General features: G+C 62.6%; 19 protein-coding genes. 3 read left to right on the top strand and 16 right to left on the bottom strand.

All coding sequences use genetic code 11. The features are described from left to right. Positions 1-35 precede the first annotated feature (35 nt). Both BMZ57_RS03930 and BMZ57_RS03925 read left to right on the top strand, forming a co-directional pair. On the top strand, positions 36-1,964 hold the full coding sequence (locus tag BMZ57_RS03930; protein ID WP_069672494.1) for a DUF8600 domain-containing protein: 1,929 nt from the start codon (positions 36-38) through the stop codon (positions 1,962-1,964). 96 nt (positions 1,965-2,060) lie between these two features. Further along, positions 2,061-2,885 (top strand): 5'-nucleotidase, lipoprotein e(P4) family, encoded by an 825-nt coding sequence (locus BMZ57_RS03925; RefSeq protein ID WP_010209208.1) that lies wholly within the window; start codon positions 2,061-2,063, stop codon positions 2,883-2,885. A 45-nt stretch (positions 2,886-2,930) separates the two neighbouring features. On the opposite strand, the gene BMZ57_RS03920 is transcribed toward BMZ57_RS03925, so the two are convergent. Next, a complete protein-coding gene (locus tag BMZ57_RS03920) occupies positions 2,931-3,704 on the bottom strand; it encodes an OmpA family protein (RefSeq protein WP_069672493.1) in 774 nt (257 codons plus the stop codon). Between the two features lie 10 nt (positions 3,705-3,714). Further along, on the bottom strand, positions 3,715-4,107 hold the full coding sequence (locus tag BMZ57_RS03915; protein WP_069672492.1) for a DUF4398 domain-containing protein: 393 nt from the start codon (positions 4,105-4,107) through the stop codon (positions 3,715-3,717). 231 nt (positions 4,108-4,338) lie between these two features. Here BMZ57_RS03915 and BMZ57_RS03910 point away from each other — a divergent pair, with 231 nt between their 5' ends. After that, positions 4,339-4,716, top strand: coding sequence for a c-type cytochrome (locus BMZ57_RS03910; protein WP_106119372.1), 378 nt, complete (start codon positions 4,339-4,341; stop codon positions 4,714-4,716). Positions 4,717-4,883: 167 nt separating this feature from the next. On the opposite strand, the gene gspD is transcribed toward BMZ57_RS03910, so the two are convergent. From gspD to fecC, 14 genes are all read right to left on the bottom strand, one after another. Then, complete coding sequence (gene gspD, locus BMZ57_RS03905; RefSeq protein WP_021491080.1) at positions 4,884-6,995, bottom strand: type II secretion system secretin GspD; 2,112 nt, start codon at positions 6,993-6,995, stop codon at positions 4,884-4,886. Positions 6,996-7,000: 5 nt separating this feature from the next. Then, positions 7,001-7,519 (bottom strand): type II secretion system protein, XpsN-like, encoded by a 519-nt coding sequence (locus BMZ57_RS03900; RefSeq protein WP_010209202.1) that lies wholly within the window; start codon positions 7,517-7,519, stop codon positions 7,001-7,003. Then, positions 7,516-8,118 (bottom strand): type II secretion system protein GspM, encoded by a 603-nt coding sequence (gene gspM / locus BMZ57_RS03895; protein WP_010209200.1) that lies wholly within the window; start codon positions 8,116-8,118, stop codon positions 7,516-7,518. Before gspM ends, BMZ57_RS03900 begins: the two co-directional genes overlap by 4 nt. Beyond that, complete coding sequence (locus BMZ57_RS03890) at positions 8,093-9,085, bottom strand: PilN domain-containing protein (RefSeq protein WP_021491081.1); 993 nt, start codon at positions 9,083-9,085, stop codon at positions 8,093-8,095. The genes gspM and BMZ57_RS03890 overlap by 26 nt, the downstream gene beginning before the upstream one ends. Next, on the bottom strand, positions 9,082-9,783 hold the full coding sequence (locus BMZ57_RS03885) for a hypothetical protein (protein WP_010209198.1): 702 nt from the start codon (positions 9,781-9,783) through the stop codon (positions 9,082-9,084). The genes BMZ57_RS03890 and BMZ57_RS03885 overlap by 4 nt, the downstream gene beginning before the upstream one ends. Next, positions 9,780-10,349 (bottom strand): prepilin-type N-terminal cleavage/methylation domain-containing protein, encoded by a 570-nt coding sequence (locus BMZ57_RS03880; protein ID WP_021491082.1) that lies wholly within the window; start codon positions 10,347-10,349, stop codon positions 9,780-9,782. The genes BMZ57_RS03885 and BMZ57_RS03880 overlap by 4 nt, the downstream gene beginning before the upstream one ends. Beyond that, positions 10,346-10,678 carry a type II secretion system protein gene (locus tag BMZ57_RS03875; protein WP_021491083.1) on the bottom strand — a complete coding sequence of 111 codons (333 nt, stop codon included), beginning with the start codon at positions 10,676-10,678 and terminating at the stop codon, positions 10,346-10,348. Before BMZ57_RS03875 ends, BMZ57_RS03880 begins: the two co-directional genes overlap by 4 nt. Beyond that, complete coding sequence (locus tag BMZ57_RS03870) at positions 10,675-11,100, bottom strand: GspH/FimT family pseudopilin (protein WP_021491084.1); 426 nt, start codon at positions 11,098-11,100, stop codon at positions 10,675-10,677. The genes BMZ57_RS03875 and BMZ57_RS03870 overlap by 4 nt, the downstream gene beginning before the upstream one ends. 7 nt (positions 11,101-11,107) lie before the next feature. After that, positions 11,108-11,497 (bottom strand): type II secretion system protein GspG, encoded by a 390-nt coding sequence (locus BMZ57_RS03865; RefSeq protein ID WP_010209194.1) that lies wholly within the window; start codon positions 11,495-11,497, stop codon positions 11,108-11,110. 13 nt (positions 11,498-11,510) lie between these two features. Next, positions 11,511-12,707, bottom strand: coding sequence for a type II secretion system inner membrane protein GspF (gene gspF, locus BMZ57_RS03860; RefSeq protein WP_069672491.1), 1,197 nt, complete (start codon positions 12,705-12,707; stop codon positions 11,511-11,513). Continuing rightward, entirely contained in the window at positions 12,704-14,395 is a 1,692-nt protein-coding gene (gene gspE / locus BMZ57_RS03855; RefSeq protein ID WP_069672490.1) for a type II secretion system ATPase GspE, read from the bottom strand. The genes gspF and gspE overlap by 4 nt, the downstream gene beginning before the upstream one ends. A gap of 316 nt (positions 14,396-14,711) precedes the next feature. Then, positions 14,712-15,503: a Fe(3+) dicitrate ABC transporter ATP-binding protein FecE gene (gene fecE, locus BMZ57_RS03850; protein ID WP_044287447.1), complete on the bottom strand. Its 792-nt coding sequence runs from the start codon at positions 15,501-15,503 to the stop codon at positions 14,712-14,714. A gap of 4 nt (positions 15,504-15,507) precedes the next feature. Then, on the bottom strand, positions 15,508-16,476 hold the full coding sequence (locus BMZ57_RS03845; RefSeq protein ID WP_010209189.1) for an iron chelate uptake ABC transporter family permease subunit: 969 nt from the start codon (positions 16,474-16,476) through the stop codon (positions 15,508-15,510). After that, positions 16,473-17,462, bottom strand: a complete 990-nt coding sequence (fecC, locus tag BMZ57_RS03840; protein WP_010209187.1) for an iron-dicitrate ABC transporter permease FecC — start codon at positions 17,460-17,462, stop codon at positions 16,473-16,475. Before fecC ends, BMZ57_RS03845 begins: the two co-directional genes overlap by 4 nt. Between the last annotated feature and the right edge of the window lie 2 nt (positions 17,463-17,464).

Raw genomic sequence — 17,464 nt, 5'->3', positions numbered from 1 at the left:
GGCTAATAGCCACCTATTCTTATCAAGGAAGATTTGTGACCCTTCGAACAGCAGCTGACCTGTGGAACAGCCTGAACTCAGCGGACCGCCTGGCGCCCAGGAGCCATGACAGACAGTTCGTCGCAGACCTGCGCGCGGCGTTGCAGATTGCGCCATCTCAAGACATTGGCGCCTATCTGAAACGTCACACCGTCGATGCCACGTCTTTCCTCATCGCGGTACTGAATGCCTTGCAGCCTTTCGGCATGATGCTCAACGACATCTATGAGATGTTCGCCGAGGGCGGTGTGTCCCAGAGCAATGAGCGACTGCTGATCGAGTTCGATTTTGGTCAGGGCGACAAAGTGCCCTTCGACGTCGATGCGTTTCGTCGCGCCCGCGCGATAATGGAAAACCTCAGCCACGCAGTTGCCCAGCGCGCCTATTGTGCAGAGGACTTGAGGCTCATCAGCAACGGCGTGTTCCGTGCGTTGAGAGAAACGCCGGGGGTGGACACTACCAGGCCCCCTTCTCTCGTGGATATGGCTGCAAAAAGCTGGATTGATGGCCACGAATGGCCTTATCAAACGCCTGTGCCGCTGCCCGATGGTGCGCCCAATGACTCACTGACCCAGGCACTTGCACCACTGGCGACCCTGATCCAGCAGCTGTGCCAACGTACAAGCCGCTATACCAGCCAGAATGACCTGCGCAGCGCCCGCCGTGATGACGAACCATGCCCATCAGAGAGAGCGCCCATCCATCAATGGAGTGAATCCCAGTTAGCGCACGTTCAGGACGATCACATCGCGCGTTTTCAGCTCTTACCCAGACTTTGGTATTGCCAACAGCTTGTCCCCCTGTCACACAGGGACAATTTCGCAGAAAAAATTGAAGCACTCATCAATGCCCATTCGCAGTTCGTCCCGCCCCAACCCTTGTCACGTGAGCTGGAAGACCTGCTGGACCTGCCCATCTGGAAACAACGTTCACAGCTCTATTCGGTGTGGCTTATTACGCTGCTGAAGCGCGAACTCAAACAGTCAGGTGAACGTTTTCAACTGATGGCCGAAGACAACGGCCTCACATTCGCCTTCAGGCCTACTCTTATTGCCAAGCTGCATGTCGGCAACGATGTGCTCGAGCTGATGGCGGAGCTTCGCGTCGCCTCCAAAGACATTAAGTTGGCAGGTGCAGGCCGTAGCCAGAACATTCAACCTGACTATTCGCTCCTGCAGCGCCTGCCGGATAAAACCGAAAAAGTTGTCTATGTGCTGGAAGCAAAGCAGTACGCCCGCGCCAACACTCGAAACTTCAATGAAGCCCTGCGCGACTACGCAAAGATCAACACACACGCCCTTGTAGCCCTCGCAAACTACGGACCGGTGCCCGCCAGTCAGCCGAAAAAGCTGGTGGACCTGTGCGCGCAGAATGGCGATGAAAACGTGAGTGAGCGTTGCCAGGCATTTGCAGGCGTCACCCCCATCAACGCGATGTCAACGCACCTATTGCGCCAGCATTTTCGTCGTGCACTCACCGAGTACGCGTTACCTCTGCCCCGCCTGATTGTCGACCTGTCCAGTTCAATGGGTGGAGTGCTGAATACTCAAGCCTTGGATAGCTGGCCAACCACTGCCGAGCGCATTGCTGATTCGGGCATGGGGCTCATACTTAACCGGCACTACCCGGAACCCGTGAGTCCCGGCCAGCCAACGCGTAACGCCATGCTGTCGCTGTTCGAAAAAACCGTCAACGGACCCAAGGGGGTCTACGACATCACCCAAAAAGAACGTGGCCTGTTGATGCTGTTTACGGACAGCGGTGGATTTCATGAAGAACGCAATTATCACGACAAGCTGGCGGGCATCATCATTCTGCAACCGGACGGCTCAATGGAGCTGCGGATGAGGAAATCTACGGAGAGTCTGCTGCGACGGGCAATACCCGCTCTGATCGCTTGCACACGTGCCGGTGAATCCTATTGAGCGTTTGCCACAAAGCTGCTCAGGGCCGTATGGTGCGGCATCCATCAAACTCTACGCCTGCCACGCGGTGCGCCTTTTCCAAGGTTGATTATTTCAATGCGCAACCTGATCTTCGTCAGCCTCTGCCTGTTGGCCGGCTGCCAACAAACGCCACCCGCCAACGACCAGCTCGACGCCGTGCTCTGGACCCAGACCTCCATCGAGCATGAGCTGATCTACCGCCAGCTCTTTGCCAATGCCACCCGCCAACTCGACGTGGCCCTGGCTGATCCCACCTGGGACGCCCTGCCCTTACCGCCGCGCAACCTGACGGGCTTGCCGCCGGCCGTGGTGGTGGATATCGACGAAACCCTGCTGGACAACGTGCCGCTCAACGCGCGGGATGTGGTCAACAACCAGGTCTACTCCTACGACCGCTGGAACACCTGGGTCGACCAGGCCAAGGCCCAGGCGTTGCCTGGCGCAGTCGCCTTCCTGCAAGCGGCCCAGCAAAAAGGCATCGCGGTCTACTACCTGACCAACCGCGAACACAGCCAGGTCACCGCCACGGTGAAAAACCTGCGCCTGCGCGGCTTTCCGGTGGAAAGCGACGAACACGTCCTCGCCGCCAGCACACCTACCGGCCATTGCGAAAGCGCCGGCTATGGCAAGAACTGCCGCCGCCAATGGGTCGCTGCCCATGCTCGGGTGTTGTTGATGGCGGGTGATTCCCTTGGGGATTTCGTCCAGGCCGAGCACAACACCGTCGCGGATCAACGCAAGGCCGTGGCGCCCTATGTGAACTGGCTGGGGCAGCGCTGGTTTCTGCTGCCCAACCCGACCTATGGCAGCTGGTACAGCGCGCCGTATGGGGATGATGAGAAGTTACCGTTTGAGCAAAAGCGCACGCTCAAGCAGCAGGCGTTGCAGTTGCAGGAATAGCCCGCGCGACTGAACGGGCCTGGGATGCTGCCGTATACCGATTCCTCAGCGACGTGCGCTGACTGCCGAAGCGTCATTGGACACGATCACTTCCACACGGCGGTTCAACTGGCGTGACTGCGCGCTCTGGTTATCGGCGACCGGGAATTGCTTGCCGTAGCCGATTACCGCAATACGCTCGATCCCCACGCCAAGCCGTTGCAGGCCACGGGCGACTGCTTGGGCACGTCGCTCGGACAGGCTCTGGTTGTAGGCATCACCACCGACGCTGTCAGTGAACCCCTCTACGCGCACCTGACGCTCCGGGTTCTGCACCAGAAAGTTCGCCACCCCCTGGAAGTCCCGTTGGCTGCCCGCTTTCAAATCGGCCTTGCCGGTATCGAACAGCACGTCACCAAAGGTGATGACCTGACCACGCTCGGTCGGCTGGGCTTTCATCGCCTGCAACGCCTTGAGCTGCGCGGTGCGCACGTCGAGTTGCACCTGGGTGCGGTCGACCGCGATGTTGTCGAGCTGGGCGTCGGTTTTGCGGCCGACGATGGTCTGCTCGGCCAGGGCGATTTTTTGCGTGGCAAGGTAGGCGAGCTGGTCGATCTGGGGGTCGGTACGGTCGTGCAGGGACACTTGGTTGGCGCGGTCCAGCGCGTTGGAAGCGATACGGGTTTCAACCGCCGCCAGGGTGTTGGACTCCGGCTTCTCCTGCAGGCTGGAGAACTGGCTGCGCGCTTGCAGCAATTGCGGGTTTTCCGGCGGCGTGGCGCAACCGGCAAACACCAGACTCAGGGCCGAAAGAACAGGAATGAAAAAAAGGGCACGCATGGCAAGATCCTCAGTGGGTAGTCGCGGGGGCGTTGAGCATTTCCTGCTTGAGCACCTGGATGCCCTCTCGCGCCTGCTTCAAGACTTGTTGTTTACGCACGGCATTGGCCTTGGCTTCGGCGAGGCTGGCATCGGCTTCGATCTGATCGGCCAGTGCGTCGACCTCGACGTACTTCATTTCACCGATGGCCTGGTCCATACGCGCCAGTTTGTCCTGGGCCGTTTTCATTTCCAGTGGCGCGAACTGGGTCGCTTGCGCTGCCAAGGCACGCCCTACCGCATCACGGGCCAGGGAGATCTTTACCGCTGGTGGCTGCGCCGTGGCACAACCTGCCAGTACACCAGCGGCGATCACGGCCCAGGCCGAGCGGCGCAGGCGTTTGCTCACACTGGTCATCTTCATGTGTTGACTCCTAAGCATGTTCTTACGGCTGCCGGGCGATGGGAACAGCCCTTGCCGTCTCGCTTGTGTTCAAGCGATCGCGCCATCCTAGGAGGAAAAATGCAGACTAGAAGAATGAAAAATCCTGGCTGGTTGTAGGATTTTTCTCAGAAAAACAACCACCACCAAGTGTAGTATTTGTTCACTTAATCAATAAGTTGTCCGCCGACGGACACAATAAGGCATATGGAAATGAAAAGAGTGTTGATCGCTGCGTTCGGCATCTTGTCGCTGACCCAAACATCGCTGGCGTTCGCCGATAACGCCAACGGAAAAAATCTCTATATGCAGCGATGCGCCATGTGCCACGGCGCGGATATCAAGGGAACAGGGCCGTTGGCCAAAAAAAGCAACCCGCCTACACCAGACCTGACCACCGCTGCCTTTAAAAAACGCCTGAATGATTATCCGGGCGTTATCGTCTCTTCGATCATACTTCGCCCCAATGGCGACTTGATCCCAAGAACGTTGCGAGAGAACGGCGTAAAACTACCGCCGTTCGCTTGGAGGGTTAACGACTTCCGCGATTTGAATCAGTACATGAGCGGTGTGATTGCCAAGCATCAATGATGGGCGGTCAATCGATCACGCGGTCCTGATCGCCCAGGTCCAGGCCTTGCTGGCGCAAGCCGTGTTGGGGCGCGAAGCGTTTTTGCTTACTGTTGGCGCTTCCAAAAGTGACCCGCTGCAACAGCGGGACCCTAAGCTGCCGTTACCGAAGAAACGGATAGGTACACCTATTTATCCAGCCGCAACAGTTGCATCTGCTGCCGATAATCATCCGTCACCTGCCGAGCCTGCCCGCTGCTGGTAATCACCTTAGGCGTAATCAGCACAATCAACTCCGTCCGATCCTTCGACTTGCTGGTACTGCCGAACAACCACCGCAACCCCGGAATCTTCCCCAGATACGGTACCGCACTCACACTCTCCTGGTTGTCCTGCTTGATCAACCCCCCCAGCAACACCGTCTGCCCACTCTGCACCGCCACCTGCGTCGACACCGAACGCGTGGAAATACGTGGATTCACCGGCGTGTCGCTATTCGTACTCTGATTCTCAGCATCACTGACCTGCTGCTGAATATCCATGTACACCAACCCACCCGGATTGATCCGCGGCACCACATCCAGAATCACCCCCGTCTGCACATACTCGACACTGCTCAAGGTGGTATCCGCATCCCCCGTGTTCACCGTGGTTTGGTTGATGGGAATGTTGTCCCCCACTTGAATCTGCGCCGGCTGGTTGTTCATCACCACCAGCGACGGTGCCGACAGTACCTGGGTGCGGCCATTGGTTTCCAACGCATGCAACGCCACCTGCAAATTCGAACTGACAAACGAATAGAACAACGAATCCGTTGCCCCCAACCCCGCCCCACCCCCGCCCAGCGCGCCCTGGCTGCCAGAGGCATTGGCCACGGTGGTGCTGGAGGAATTCCCCGCCAGGCGCCCCAGGTACCACTGCACGCCCAGGTCCAGTTCACCAGTGAGCTTGACCTCAAGGATGCGCGTCTCGATCTGCACTTGCAGCGGCGGGTTGTCGAGGCGTTTGATCGCCGCTTCGATCTCTTTCCACTGTGCCGGTCGGGTGCGCACCAGCAGCTGGTTGCTGCTCTTTTGCGCGGTGATGCGGGTGCCGGCTTCGAGCGCGCTGGTGGGGGCGACTTCCTTTTCTTGCGGCTCCGACTCTTCGGCCGCAGGCGGGTTGTTCTGCAAGCCGCCGGAATTGAGCGACGACAGGGTGGTCGTGCGCAGACCCGGCGCGACCTTGGCCGGTGTGTCGTCCTTGATTGCGCCGGTGCCGTAGATCTGCCGCAGGTACTTGGCCAGGTCGGCGGCCTTCATGTTGCGCACGTCGTAAACGTACATCTGCGGCTCGTTACCGCCGCCCTCGTCGATGGTGCGAATCCAGTCGCCCACTTCGCTGAGGTACTGCGGCTGGGAAGAAATCGCCACCACCGAGTTGGTCCGTTCAATCGGCAAAAAGCGCAGCATGCCGGCCAGGGGCATGCCGCTGTCAGGGCCGAACATGCTTTGCAGTTGGGGCATCAACTCGGCCACGGAAGCCCGTTGCAGACCGAAGACGCCCACCGACATGCCCTTGAGCCAGTCCACGTCGAAGGTGTCGATGGTGTCCTGGTAGTTGGCCAACTCGTCCGGGGTACCCGCCAGGCTCAGTACGTTGCGTGCCGGGTCCACCAGCAAGAACGCGTTCTCGCGGGCGAAGGGCTTGAGCAGTTTTTGCATCTCGGTGGCGGAGATGTAGCGCAACGCAAACAACCGCGCCGACAGGCCGCTGGACGGTTGCGCCACGTTCATCTGCGGTACCAGTTTGCCGGCCACCGCCTGGTTGGCGGGCAGGATCACGTAGCGATCGCCCTGCTTGATCATCGCGTTGTCGGTCCAGGACAGCAGGGTTTCAAGGATCGACAGAGCCTGTTGTTTGTCCACCGGTTTGGAGGTGGAAAAGCTGACGTTGCCCTTCACGCCCTGGGCGATGCTGTAGTTTTCGTGCAGCAGGTCGCCCATCACGCTGTTGATCACCGCTTCGATGGGCTGGTCGGCAAAGTTGAAGACAATATCGCCCCCCTTCTCTTTCGCCACCGGCTGCGCTGCCGGCGCGCGCACGAACTGTTGGTTGCCACGGATCAGTTGGCGCTGCGCTGGCGGTTGCACCGACGGCGGCGGAGTTTCCGCTGCGGCCTGCTCGGTCGGCGGGCGTTGCGAGCCCGTGCCCTGCATGGCTTCGTGCAGCAGATCGTCATCCGGTTCCAGACGGTCGGGAAAAGATCCACAGCCGCCCAGGACAAGGGCGGTGGCCAGGCAAAACGTTGAGGTGCGCATGTCGATCAAGGGAGAGGCTCGCGGGGCAAAGTAATGGGGGGCCTGCTGGACGGCGGCGGCAGGCGCTTGGCGTAGAGGCTCAAGGTTTGCGTGCGGCCGTCCAGGCTGAATCGGGCGTATTGCGGGGTGAGGTGGTCCAGGCGCCAGCCGTTGGGCAGGGCCTGGCCGAGACGGACCGTCAGGGCGCGGCCGTCGGCCTGTTTGAGCATGGCCATTTGCAGGTTGCCGGTGATCATGATGCCGCTGAGGGTCAGGTTGGCCAGGCTGGCGCCTTGGGCTTTGCCCACGACGCGATCCGGGCTGCGGTCCGGGCTGAACAGCGGCGTTTGCCAAGTGGCGGCGAGGTTTTCCAGCGGGACACTCGGCGCGACCTGGACCTGAGCGGTAGGATGGGCGCGCGTGGGCGCTTCAGGCAGCCACTGCGGTTCATCGCCGATACTGCTGAGAATCACCGCCATCAACACGCCCAGTAAGCCCGACAAGCCGAGCAGGCCCCACTCCACGGGGCGTAGTCTGCCGATCATGGCGTCACCCGCGCCGGTTGCAGATAGCCGCGCACCAACAGATGCACCACCAACTTGCCCGCACCGCCATTGGCCGGCGCCTGCTGGCTGCGACGGATGCGCAGTTCATCCACGAACAGGAACGGCGGCTGGTACTCCAACTCATGCAGCAGGGCTTCCAGAGGTTCGATGGCGCAATCGAGGGTCAGGCTGACCTTGACCTGGCGATACGGCTCGCCGTCGTCCTGCTCCGGGGTGATGGGCTTGCGCTGGGTCAAACTGCAACCGCCGCCGAGGTTGGCGTGGCTGTTGATCAGGTCGGCGAGACGCTGCATCAGGTCGGCGGCCACCACATCGGGGTCATCCCCCGGCAATAGGCTGGTGCTGCTGGCGGGATCCTGCCGGGCTTGCTCAAGCTGTTGGCGCAGTGCATCGCGTTGACGCAACACGCCGGCATACCGCTGCTGTTGCTCGCGCAGTTGTTCGGCCTGTTCGCCCATGTCGCGCAGGGGGCCGGCGAACCAGCTGTCGATCAACAGCCAGTAGGCCGTGCCAAGCACCAACGCCAGCACCAGCAAGGCAGCACCACGGCGTTCACGGGGTGTGAGGGGTCGGCGCATCGGCAGCCTCCTGGCGTAGGTGTGCACGCAAGGCAAACTGGTCCTTGCCGGTGCGGGCATCGGGTTGGATCACCCCTTCGAACTGGGCGTTTTCCAGGCTGCGGCAGCCTTTGATACGGGTGATCAATGCGCTGGCCTTGGCGCTTTGGCCGGAGATTGAAATCTCACCGTCCTTCACCTCCAGTTGATCCAGCCAGGTGTCGGCGGGCAAGCAGGTGGTCAGGTCATTGAGCAGCGCGGCCAGCGGCGGTTGCGCCAGTTTGCGCCGGGTGAGGTACTGCGCCGCGCCGCGGGTATTGAGCAGTTGCTGGCGCAGGGCATGCACCTCGGCGACCTGGGCTTTTTGCTGTTGGACGCTGGTGTGCATCGCGTCGATGACACGCTGGCGGTCGTTGAGCCACAGCACCATCGCCGCGATCAGCAAGGCCCCGCACAACCACGGCAGGCTACGCTGCAAGCCCATGCCCGGCCGGCGTTGACGGGGGCGCAGCGGTGCGGGCAGCAGGTCGATACCGAGGTTTGCCGCGTCCACGCGATGGGGATGCAGGCCGAGGGCGGCGCAGTCGGTAAGCATCTGGTCCAGGCGCTCGCGCAGGATCGCCACCAGCGTGACCTCAAGGTGGCTGGGCGTGCGCCGCTCCTGGCGGGCGACACAGTAGAGTTGGTCAGCCTCGAACGGGGTGTAGCGGTCCAGTTCATAACCGACCACGGCCTCCAGATTGCGCCCGGCGGCCAGAGGCAGTTGTACGCGTTGCAGCAGCACGGCATCCGCGCCGAGCATCAGCACTTGGCGTGTGCTGCTCGACACGACCGGCACCGCTAACGGCCAGTGGTGGATCTGCTCCGGCGGTTCCGGCCGTGCCAACCAACTCGGCACACAGGCGCGCAACTCCGCAAGCCACACGCGCCAACCCTGTTGCAGCAGGCTGCCGCGCCAGTGCCGGGCAATGGGTTCCAATCGATTCATTCTTGCCAACGCAACACCCGATAGGGTTGTGCGCTGTCCTCCGATGGGCTCAATAAAACAGTGACTTGCAGCCGCGCCTGATAACCGCCGGGGCGCTCGGCGCGGCTGTCGACCACCAGCACTTCGCCAGGGTCGGCACCTTCGGCGTTCTGACGCGGCAGGTTCAGCGCCTTGCGCATCAGCGGGCTAGCGAAGGCGGGATCGGGGCGGTCCAGGTCGCTCCACAAGGTGATCTCGGGCAGCAATTGGCTGTAGAGGGTTTGCGTCATGCCGGGCAATTGGCGCACTTCTTCCAGCACCCGGAACGGCGCCAGGCCCTGGTGACGTCGCGCGTCGAGGGCCGTGGCCAACTGTGTCGCTTGGGCCGGAGTGGCACCGCAGGCCAGGGCCAGGCGTGTGAAATCCTGTGCCTGGGCATTGATCAGGTAGAGCTTGCCGCGTTCGCTACGCAAGCTGACGTGCAACTGGGCGTCGTCAAAAGCCAGGGCGATATCGCGGCCATCGGCAACCCAGCGTCGGTCGACCAAGACGTGCGCGATGCCGGCTTCGGCGGCCAAAACAGTCTGGGTATGTTGGCGCAGCCACAGGGCCTGGCGACTTTCCAGTTGCACCCAGCCCGCCAGGCCGCCGAGCAACACGCTGAGCAACGCCAGTACCCACAACACCAGCAGCAGGGCCGCGCCGCGTTGGCGTCTCATTCTTCCACGCTCCCGCTGGACAGGTTCAAGCGCAGGGCAATCACCTGGGTGACCCAGGGCACCGGGCCGTCGACGTGGGCGGCGATGCGCACGGCCGCAGGCAAGCGCCTGGACCATGGCCAGTCACTGACCCAACCGGTGGGCTGGCCCAGCGGTGACGTGCCGCGATAATTGAATTGAAGACCCTCGATATTGTTCAGCAGCACCTGGGGTTCACGCTGGGAAAACCCGACCTGCAGACCCTGTTCGACCCGTTGCAGGCTGAACCGGTGGATCCCACCACCGAGCACACCGGGCAAGGTCGAGACGAACTCCAGGCGCTGTGCCGTGCCGACGAAAAATCCATCGCCCTCACCCACCGCCAGGGGCAACGCCTCGCTGATCGCCGTGCGCAAAAACTGTTGAGCGGCGCGCATTTCATCCAGGCTCACTGCATATGCCTGGGCCTTGGACACGGCACGATTGGCACCCAGCAACGCGCCGCCGACCAACACCAGCAGCACGCCCAGCAAGCTGAGTACCACAAGGATTTCCAGCAAGGTAAAGCCCTGTTCGCGGCGCTTCACAGGCGCGCCTTCAACGTGCTGAAACGGGCCTGGTGCGGGCCCTCACCAACGACCAGATCGAGACGAAAAATATGCGTTTGCTGACGGGTACAGGTCAGTTGCCAGTGGATACCATCGAGTTCGCCCTGGCTGACGCCGTTGCTCAATCGCCCTGCGGCCTCTTGATCGAAAATCGTCAGCGCCGCATGAGTGAGCCGGTCACTGTGGGCCACCTGGGACAGCGAGCTCGCGCTCTGGCCGAACGCAACCAGCAGCACCGTGCTGCACACCGCCATCAGCGTCAGTGCTGCGAGCATTTCCAGCAGCGTGAACCCGGCCTGGTGCTTCATGGCAGCGCCTTGGATTGCACGCTGCCGGTGAGCCAGCCGATATCGATGCGCCAACGCCGGGTGCCGTTGGCCACTAGCAGATTGCCGCCGGTGGAGCTGCCGTCCGGATAGAACTCGACGGCGGGGCCCACCTGTTCGGCGGTGTGCAGTGTCACTTGCAGCTCGGACGGCCACTGTTGCAGCGCACGGCCCGGCGCCTGGAACGTGCGGGCGCGCAGGTCGAACGCAGTACGTGCGGACTGCCCGCTGACAATCGCCCCCGCCCGCGTGGTGCGCAACGCCTCCACCATCTGTCCGACCGCGCGGCGCTCCTTCGCCGCCTGCAGACCCTGGCGCACGCCCATCCCCAGCAACCCGGCGGCGAGGCTGATCAATAGGATCACGACCAGCATTTCCAGCAGGGTAAAGCCGCGCTGGAACATAGCCGCGTTACTCCCAATTGCCCAGGTCGGCGCTATAACCTTCGCCGCCCGGCTGGCCATCCTGGCCGTAGAAGATCAGGTCGAACGCACCGTGTTCACCGGGGAAGCGATAGCCGAAGGCATGCCCGAACGGGTCCTTGAGGTCCGACGGCTTGGCATAGCCACCGGGTCTGTCCACCAGTTGTTGCAGGCTGGTGGGCGGCGCGCCGACGTCGAGCGCGTAGCTGTCGATCTTCATGCTCAGGCTGGCCAGTTGCGCCTTGCCCGCGCCGTACTTGCCCTTGTCCACATTGCCGCCGACCTGGCGCACGACAATGGTGGCGACAATGCCCAGCAGCACGATCACCGCGAGCATTTCCAACAGGGTGAAACCGCCTTGGCGGCGTGGTTTTCTCATGGGTTCAGCTCCTTCATATATTGCTGGTCAGGCTCATCAACGGCAGCATGATCGCCAACATGATCACCGCCACCAGCACCGCCATGACCACGGTCAGGGACGGCACCAGTGCGGCGAGCAGGCGATCGATGCCGCGCTTGGCTTCGACGTCGAAGATGTCGGCCACCTTGAGCAACATGCTGTCGAGTTCGCCGGCCTGTTCGCCGACTTCAATCATTTGCAGGGCCAGCTCGGGCAGCAGCGGCTGGCTGCCGAACGCGCTGGCGAGGGTGCCGCCGCCTTTGACCGATTCCGCCGCACTGCCGACCTGGGCCTGCAGCGCGCGGTTGGTGCAGACTTGCCGTGCGATCACCAAGGCTTGCAGCAACGCCACGCCATTGCTGAGCAGCGTGCCGAGGGTGCGCGTCAGGCGGGCCGCTTCGACACGTTGCAGCAGCGGGCCGATCCCACGGACACCGAGCAGGCGCCGATCGTATTGTTCTCGAAACGCCGGATTACGCAGGCGTGCCGCCCAACACCCACCGCTCACGATCAGCCCGGCCAACACCAGCAGGCCATAGGCGCCCAGGAACTCACCCAAGGCGAGAATCACCTCGGTGATCCACGGAATCGGCACGCCCAGGTCCTGGAAGATCGGCACGAATTGCGGCACCACATAAGCCAGCAACAGCGCCAGGGACCCGAGTACGCCCACCACCAGGAAGGCTGGATAGATCAGCGCATTGATCACTTCACCACGCAGCCGCTCGCTGCGTTCCAGGTAGTCGCTGAGTTGGCGCAGGGTGTTCTCCAGTGCGCCACCCGCCTCACCGGCGCGCACCATGCTCAGGTACAACGGTGAGAAGCTGCCGCCTTCTTCTTCCAAAGCGGCGGACAGTGGTTTACCCGCTTTGACGTGATCACGGATGCGCCCAATCAGTGCACGCACCTGGGGTTGACCGGGTTGTTTGAGCAACAGGCTCAACGAACGTTCGAGCGGCTGACCAGCCCCCAGCAGCGTCGCCAACTGCTGGGTGAAACTCACCAACGCCGCGCCCTTCAACTGCCCGCGTGGGTTGCGCAGGAGCGGGCTGCCGGCCGCCTCAATATGCAACAACAACAGGCCACGCTTGTGCAGGGCCGCGACGGCGGCGACTTGATCCACCGCTTCCAGCGTACCGTTCTGCGGCACACCCTGGCTGTCCAGGGCGCGGAACTTGAACAGGCTCACGCGCCCTCTCCACGGGTGACGCGCAGTACCTCTTCCAACGAGGTAATACCCGCCAAGGCCTGGCGCAGTCCTTCTTCATACAACGTGCGCAAACCGGCGCGGCGAGCCGCCTGCTCCAACGTGGCGGCATCGGCGTGACGCATCAACAGGCTGCGCAGTTCGTCGTTCATCACCAACAGCTCGGTCAGGGCGCTGCGGCCGTGATAGTCCCCGCGATAAAGCAGAATCGGGCGCTGTTCGGTCAGGCGATCCAGGCCGTGTTCTGCGATCAGTTCCGGCGGCGCTTCAAAGGCCACGCGGGTGACCGGATCCAGGCGCCGCACCAGGCGCTGGGCGAGAATGCCGCTGACGGTCGAAGCGATCAGGTAGCTTTCCACGCCCATGTCCATCAGCCGCGTGATGCTGGCTGCGGCGCTGTTGGTGTGCAGAGTGGAAAGCACAAGGTGCCCGGTCAGGGACGATTGAATGGCGATGCGGCAGGTTTCCAGGTCGCGGATCTCGCCGATCATGATCACGTCCGGGTCCTGGCGCACGATGGAGCGCAGCGCCCCGGCGAAGTCCAGGCCGATGGCAGGTTTGACCTGGATCTGGTTGATGCCTTCGAGTTGGTACTCCACCGGGTCTTCCACGGTGATGATCTTGCGCTCGGTGGTATTGAGCCGCGACAGCGCGGTGTAGAGCGTGGTGGTCTTGCCGGAACCGGTGGGCCCGGTGACCAGCAGGATGCCGTGGGGGCGCTCCAGCAGATCGAGGAAGCTTGCCAGGCGCTGGCCGTCAAAGCCCAGGCTCGGGAAATCGAACTGCACGGTCTGCCGGTCCAGCAAGCGCAGCACCACCGACTCGCCGAAGCTGGTGGGCACCGTGGACACGCGCAGGTCGAGCTCCTTGCCCTGGATGCGCAGCATGATGCGCCCATCCTGGGGCAGCCGACGTTCGGCGATGTCCAGCCGCGCCATGATCTTCACCCGTGAGATCACCGCCGCCGATGAACTGGCAGGCGGCGCTTCGGCGTCGTGCAGCACGCCGTCGATGCGGTAGCGCACCTTGAGCTGGTTTTCGAAGGGTTCGATATGGATGTCCGAGGCCCGTTGTTCCACGGCGCGCTGCAGGATCAGGTTGACCAGGCGGATCACCGGTGCTTCGGAGGCCATGTCCTTGAGGTGTTCGATATCTTCCTCGGCGCCGCCCTGCTCATCGAGGTTTTCGATCAGCGTGCCCATGGCCGAGCGGCCCTGGCCGTAGTAGCGCTCGATCAGGGTGTCGACTTCATTGCGCGGGCCGATGGCCAGCCACACTGGCACCTGGCACGCATAAGCCAAGGCCTGGAACGGATAAAGTTGCGCCGGGTTGGCGGCGAGCACCCGCAGGCCGCCCTGGGTCCAGCCCATGGGCACTACCTGGTAGTGACGCATGAAGCGTTCGGTCAAGACGGGCAAGGGATCGAGCAACGGCGGCGCGGCATCGGCCAATAACAGCGGCGCGCCGACTAACGCCGCCCAGGCGCGGGCCAATTCGACTTCAGAGACCAGGCCCAGACGTGTCAGCAGGCTCAGCAGGTCGTCCGTGGACAAGCGTCGGGCGCGCTCCAGGTCCACCGTTTTCAGCCCGGCATGCTGCATCAGCCACGCGCACACCTGTTCGGTGTGCGGGATCTGCATCTGGCAGGCATCGATAGGCGCTGACGACATAATGTTCAGGTATCTAGTGTTGCGAGAAAGTATGGCTATTTGGAACTACAGCAACATGCCATTAGTTAGCCATAACCCAAGCGAGAGTAAGCCGGGGTTATCGACTGGAAGTTATAGCCCTAGTTCCTGAAGACCGGGAATAAAATAAACATAATGGCCAAGACCCTTGTGCCAGAGCCTTAGAAGCTAATAGCCATCCTTTCACTAGTTGCAATTAGCCACTTATGCGTTTTCTCGCGCAATTAAACGGTTTTTCAATACATTCAACCGGGTTACTTCATTATCAACAAGAAGCAAAACCACACGTTCAACCACGTCAGGTATGAGGTCGGGTGCTTTTTTCGATCAGGCACATCGGCGTGCCTGCCACCGGCTCGCTCATCACCTGCACCTGCACCTCAAACACCTGCCGCATCAACTCGGCAGTGATCACCTGCCCCGGCGCACCATCGGCCACCAGCTTGCCGCCGTGCATCACCGCCAGGTGGTGGGCATAGCGGCAGGCCTGGTTGATGTCGTGGAGCACGGTGATCACGGTCTTGCCTTCGCCAGCCAGTTCGCCCATCAGGTCGAGCAGTTCGACCTGGTGGCTGATGTCGAGGTACGTGGTGGGTTCGTCGAGCAGTACCACCGGCGCGTTCTGCGCCAACACCATGGCCAGCCAGGCGCGTTGGCGCTGGCCGCCGGACAGGTCCGCCAGGGCGCGGTCGGCCAGGGTGTCCAGTTCCAGGCGTTGCATGGCCTGGGTGACATGGGCTTGGTCATTGCCGCTCAGGCGTCCCCACAATGAGTTGTGCGGGCTGCGGCCATAGGCGACCAACTGGCGCACGCTGACGCCTTCTGGCACTGGCAACACCTGGGGCAAGAATGCGATCTGCCGCGCCAATTGGCGGGCGGACAAGCTGGTGTAAGCCTGGCCATCCAGGGTCAGTTCACCCTGGGTCGGCTTGAGGATGCGCGCGAAGGCCTTGAGCAAGGTGGATTTGCCACAGCCATTGGGACCGATCAAGGCGGTGACCTTTCCGGTCGGCGGCACAAAGGACAACCCCTGCACGATACGCGTGGTGCCGTAGCCGATATCCAGCTCGCGTGCTTGAAGAATACTCATGTGATCAGCCCTTGAACCGTGCCAGCAACCAAAGAAAATACGGCGCGCCAATCACCGCCGTGAGCACCCCGGCGGGGATTTCGCTGGGCGCGATCAACGTGCGTCCCAACGTGTCGGCCAGCACCAGCAACAGCGCACCCGTCAGCATCGCCGCCGGCAGCAAATACTGGTGATGCCCGCCCACCAAGCGACGTGCCATGTGCGGCGCGACCAGGCCGATAAAACCGATCGGCCCGATCACGCCCACGCCCAGGCTGGTCAACACCACCGCGCAGGCCATGGCCAGCCAGCGAGTGCGGCCAAGTGCCGTGCCGAGGCTGTGGGCGGCTTCGTCGCCGAGGGCAATCAGGTTCAGCGGCTTGGCCAGGCACAGGCCCACGGGGATCAGCACCAGGAACGGCAATACCAGCGCCACATGGTGCCAGTTACGGCTCCACAAACTGCCAGTGAGGGCGAGCAAGGCCGTGTTGATATCCAACGGATGGGACAGGATCAGAAACTCGGTGACACTGGACAAGGTCACCGCAATCGCCACCCCGGACAGTGCAAAGCGCACTCCGGAAAAACTCACCCCGGCGTTGTACAGCGCCAGCAGCAACGCACCGCCTGCTCCACCCAGGCACGCCACCAACGGCAACCACGCAATCGGCATATGCGGCCAACTGATGATCGCTACGGTCAGCGCCAGGCCCGCACCCTGGGTCACGCCGAGGATCTCCGGCGAGGCCAGCGGGTTGCGGATCACACCCTGCACAATCGCCCCGGCCAGGCCGAAGGCGCATCCGGCGAGGATCGCAATCAGGCTGCGTGGCAGGCGGTGGTTCCAGACGTCGAAGTCGAGGGCGTCGTGGGCCAACAAGCGGTCCAACACAGCGTCAGGCGTGAGCCACACAGTGCCGGCGCTGAGGCTGATTAACGTCGCCAGCAGCAACAGGCCCAGCAGCAGCCATAAGCGCAATGGTGGCCGGGTCATAGGGCACGCCTGGCAAGAAAGAGGAAGAACGGCGCGCCGATCAGCGCGGTGACCACACCGGCCGGGGTCTCCACCGGAAACGCCACGGCGCGGCTGAGCAGGTCGGCGGCCAGCACGATCACCGCGCCCAACGCAGCGCTCAGCGGAATCAACCAGCGGTAGTCATTCCCGAGGAACTGACGAAGGATATTCGGCGCGATCAGCCCCACAAATCCGATCGGCCCCACCGCGCAGACACTCGCCCCCACCAGCAACAGGCTGGCGATGAACACCTGCAAACGCAGGCTGGCAATGCCCACGCCCAGGGAGCGTGCGGCGTCTTCGCCGAGGTTGATCAGGTTCAGTCGCGGCGCACACCAGAGCGCCCACAGGCCGCCGATCAAGGTGCACGGCCAGAGCAATTGCACTTGCGCGGCGCCGGCATTGGCCAGGGAACCGGCCAGCCAGTTGAGCACGCTTTGCGCCTGGGCCTCGACCAGGATCACCGTGAGCCGGGTCAATGCCGCGCACAACGCCGCCACCGCGACGCCAGCCAATACCAGGCGGCCTTGGGCCGTAGTCGGCGACCAGGCGCCGCCGAGGCTGAATACGGTGATCCAGGCCAGCGCGCCCCCCAGGCAGGTCATCAACAACGCACCGCCCGCAAACGGCAACGCAACCAGCCCGGTGGAAAACAACGCCAAGCCCAACGCCGCCCCTGCCGTCACGCCAAACAAGGACGGCGAGGCCAGACGGTTGCGAGTAATGCCCTGCATCAACGCACCGGCCAAGCCCAGGCAGGCGCCGACCAAGGCGGCACACAGCGCGCGTGGCACACGCAGCTGGGCGACGATGTAGGCCATATTGCCGCCCACGCGGCCTTGATGAACCAGGCCATTCCACGCATCCGTCGCCGTGATCGTGAACGGCGACCAGCTGTACAGCGACAGCCAGAACAAGCCGGCACCCAGCAGCACAATGCCTGCCGCCGCGAGACTGCGCCCCATGC

Source organism: Pseudomonas simiae (genome assembly GCF_900111895.1).
GTDB classification, from domain to species: Bacteria; Pseudomonadota; Gammaproteobacteria; order Pseudomonadales; family Pseudomonadaceae; genus Aquipseudomonas; species Aquipseudomonas simiae.
The sequence above is the reverse complement of the archived record's forward strand: the minus strand, read 5'-3'. Positions and strand labels throughout refer to the sequence as shown.